Source organism: Nocardia sp. NPDC060220 (assembly GCF_042727815.1).
In the GTDB taxonomy this organism is placed as follows: Bacteria; Actinomycetota; Actinomycetes; order Mycobacteriales; family Mycobacteriaceae; genus Nocardia.
This window is the reverse complement of record NZ_JBHWZY010000762.1, coordinates 1-3,393: the sequence shown is the minus strand read 5'-3', so window position 1 is coordinate 3,393 and position 3,393 is coordinate 1. Positions and strand designations below refer to the sequence as shown.

The 3,393-nt window shown below is 66.9% G+C and carries 3 protein-coding genes; 2 read left to right on the top strand and 1 reads right to left on the bottom strand.

The annotated features are described in order from the left end of the window. On the bottom strand, positions 1-287 hold a 287-nt coding region (locus ACFWF3_RS29165), incomplete at its 3' end, for a helix-turn-helix domain-containing protein (RefSeq protein WP_379316775.1). 227 nt (positions 288-514) lie between these two features. Here ACFWF3_RS29165 and ACFWF3_RS29160 point away from each other — a divergent pair. Both ACFWF3_RS29160 and ACFWF3_RS29155 read left to right on the top strand, forming a co-directional pair. Then, complete coding sequence (locus ACFWF3_RS29160) at positions 515-3,046, top strand: molybdopterin-dependent oxidoreductase (RefSeq protein WP_379316773.1); 2,532 nt, start codon at positions 515-517, stop codon at positions 3,044-3,046. Between the two features lie 32 nt (positions 3,047-3,078). Then, a partial coding sequence (locus ACFWF3_RS29155) for a TetR/AcrR family transcriptional regulator (RefSeq protein WP_379316777.1) occupies positions 3,079-3,393 on the top strand: 315 nt, incomplete at its 3' end.

The following is a 3,393-nucleotide window of genomic DNA, read 5'->3' as shown; positions in this document are numbered from 1 at the left end:
GGTTCCTCGAGTTCGAGGGCTCGGATGAGTGTGTGATCGTCGACGCCGTGATGCGGGGTGAGGAAGAAGTAATCGGGCGTGACCTGGAAGTACTCGGCCAGCGCCGAAACGGTTTTCGCCGAGGGATTCTCGCGATTCCCGGACCGTAGCTGGGACAGATACGGTGCGGAAATACTGTGACCGGCAGCCTGGAGCATGCGCGCCACTTGACGGTTTGTGCACTGACGCACGTCCGGACCCGAGGGGTTGTCGAAGAGTTCGTTGAGGCGGGCGGCGAAGTGCGTCACAGCGGTTCCTCGGCATCAAGTTGGTCAGAAGACCATCATGAGACGCGGACTGTGTTCCCGGCAATAGTCCTAGCAAACTTGCGGCGCTCGTCACAAAATCTCTACCACCGGGCTGTTCGACATAACGACCACCGATTCGTGCCGGCCGACGCGGAAGACCAGGTCATCGACCATATTGATCGCCAGCAGCCCGCGCCGATGACCTGTTCTATGCAATACTGCATAGCATGCGTCTGACCAGCCCGGAATCCGATGACAACACCGCCGAGACCGCGCAGTGGGGCAAGACGGCCTGCATTCTCTGTGAATGCAACTGCGGTCTCGAGATCCAGACAGATGGCCGCAACCTGGTGAAGATTCGTGGCGACAAACAACATCCGGGGTCGGCGGGCTACACGTGTGAGAAGCCGCTGCGCCTCGACAAGTACCAGGCGGGCGCGCACCGCATCGACACTCCGCTGCGGCGCACCGCCGACGGTACGTACGAGCCGATCGACTGGGATACCGCGCTCGACGAGATCGCCGCCAAGCTCGCCGGGGTTCGTGACGCGCACGGTGGCGAGTCGATCTTTTTCTACGGCGGGGGCGGGCAGGGCAATCACCTCGGTGGCGCCTACGGCCGGGCGCTGTATCACGCAGTCGGTGGCCGGTATATGTCGAATGCGTTGGCGCAGGAGAAGACCGGCGAATCCTGGGTCGATTCCCAGCTCTACGGCAATCACACCACCGGCGATTTCGAGCACACCGAGGTCGCGATCTTCGTCGGCAAGAACCCCTGGCAGTCCCACGGCATCGCGCAGGCGCGGCCGGTGCTGCGCGAGATCGCGCGGGATCCGAACCGGACGATGATCGTCATCGACCCGCGCGTCAGCGAGACCGCGGCGCTGGCCGACTATCACCTGCAGGTCAAGCCGGGCACCGACGCCTGGTGCGTGTCGGCGATCGCGGCGACGCTGGTGCAGGAGAACCTGCACAACGAGGGGTGGTTGGCCGAACACACGACCGGTGCCGAACCGGTGTTGCGAGCGTTGCGGGCGGTCGACATCAGCGCGAACGCGCACCGCTGCGGTCTCGACGAGACGCTGATCCGCACCGTCGCGCGCCGGATCGCCGCCGCGAAAAGCGTCGCCACCTATGAAGACCTCGGCGTGCAGCAGTCCCCCAACAGCACCCTGGTCGCCTACCTGAACAAGATGCTGTGGATCCTGACCGGCAACTTCGCCAAACCCGGTGGGGTGCATATTCATTCATGGATGTTCCCGCTCGCCGGCCGTTGGCACGCCATCCCGAGGGAGGCCGGGGCGGGTGGGGCACAGCGCGTGCGGCGCGGCGTCGCGACCGTGGCGATGCGCTACGGTGCCACACCCGCGCGCCGGTTGATCGCCGCGACCGCTGGGCGTGGCGCGATCTCGCGGAATGTGGCCGGGCTGACGGCGAGCACCACGCTCGACGTGTTCTTCGACGCTGTGGCGGTGCCGATCGCCCGCACGATCGCGGACAAGCTGAGCATGGCCGACAGCCCCACGCGCACACCGGTTTCCGGGGCCCGTATTCTCAACGGCCTGATCCCGTGCAACTCCATCGCCGACGAGATCCTCACCGACCACCCCGACCGGTTGCGGGCTATGTGGATCGATTCGTCGAATCCCGCGCACTCGCTGGCGGATTCGGCGCGATTCGTGGCGGCGATGCGGTCGCTGGAGCTGTCGGTGGTCGTCGATGTGGCGATGACCGAGACCGCTCGCCAGGCCGACTATGTGCTGCCCGCGGCGAGCCAGTTCGAGAAGTACGAGGCGTCGCTGTTCACGCTGCACTTCCCGCACAACAGCTTTCAGGTGCGCGCGCCGTTGATGGCGCCGTTGCCGGGCACCCGTCCCGAACCCGAGATCTACGGTGCGGTGATCGACCGTCTCGGTGTGGTCGAGCCCCGGCTGCTGGCGGAGCTGGCCGCGGCGGCGCGGGTGAGCCGGGAGGCGTTCGCGCTCGCACTGTTCTCCACACTGAAGGCGCGCCCCGAACTGGCCGGGCTGACACCGTATCTGCTGTACCGGACCTTGGGCGCGAGCCTTCCGGAGGGGGAAGCCGCGCTGGCGCTGGCATGGGGATTCGCGCTGCTGTGCGTGATCTCCCAGCCCGACGCCGTGGCCAGGGCGGGGTTCACCGGATCCGGGTTCGGGCAGGCCGAGGAGTTGTTCGAGGCTGTGCGCGCGCACCCGGAAGGGGTGATGTTCTCCGATGACCGCTACGAGGACGCGTGGCGCTACATCCAGCACGCCGACGGCAAGATCCACGCCGCCATCCCGGAACTGCTCGACGAACTGCGCGCGGTCTGCGCGGTCGACCCCGACTACACCAGCGAGGAGTACCCGTTCACCCTGTCCGCCGGTGAGCGGCGCGCGTTCACGGCGAACGTGATCATCCGCAACCCGGATTGGCGCCGCCGCGACCGTGAGGGCGCTCTGCGGATCGCGGTGGCCGATGCCGAGCGGCTCGCGCTGAGCACCGGCGATAGGGTGCGTGTGGTCACCGAATCCGGTTCGGCGACCACGTCGATCGAGATCAGCGAGATGATGCAGGCAGGACACATTTCACTCCCCAACGGCATGGGTGTCGCCTATCCGGGCGCGGACGCAGTCGTCGGTGTCGCGCTCAATACGCTGACCTCGACGTCGCGACGCGACAAGTTCTTCGGCAGCCCCTGGCACAAGAACGTTCCCGCCCGTATCGAGGTGCTCACGGCGCCGGTGAAGGAGGCCTGACGGTGGGAGCTCGCACCAACACTCGGCAGAAGATGCTGGGCAGTGCGATCGAACTGCTGCGCGAACGCGGCGCGGCGGGCGTGACCGTCGACGCGGTACTCGCCCGCAGTGGCGCTCCGCGGGGCTCGGTGTATCACCACTTCCCCGGCGGACGCGCCCAGATCATGACCGAATCGCTCACTCTCGCAGGCGATACGATCAGCGCCCTCATCGAGGAGGCCGCCGAGCGGGGCGCCGCGGGGGTGCTGGCCGGGATCGCCGAGTTCTGGACGGCGATCCTGCTCACGTCCGATTTCGAGGCGGGCTGTCCGGTGGTGTCGGTGGCGGTAGGCGGGGCGCCCTGTCTC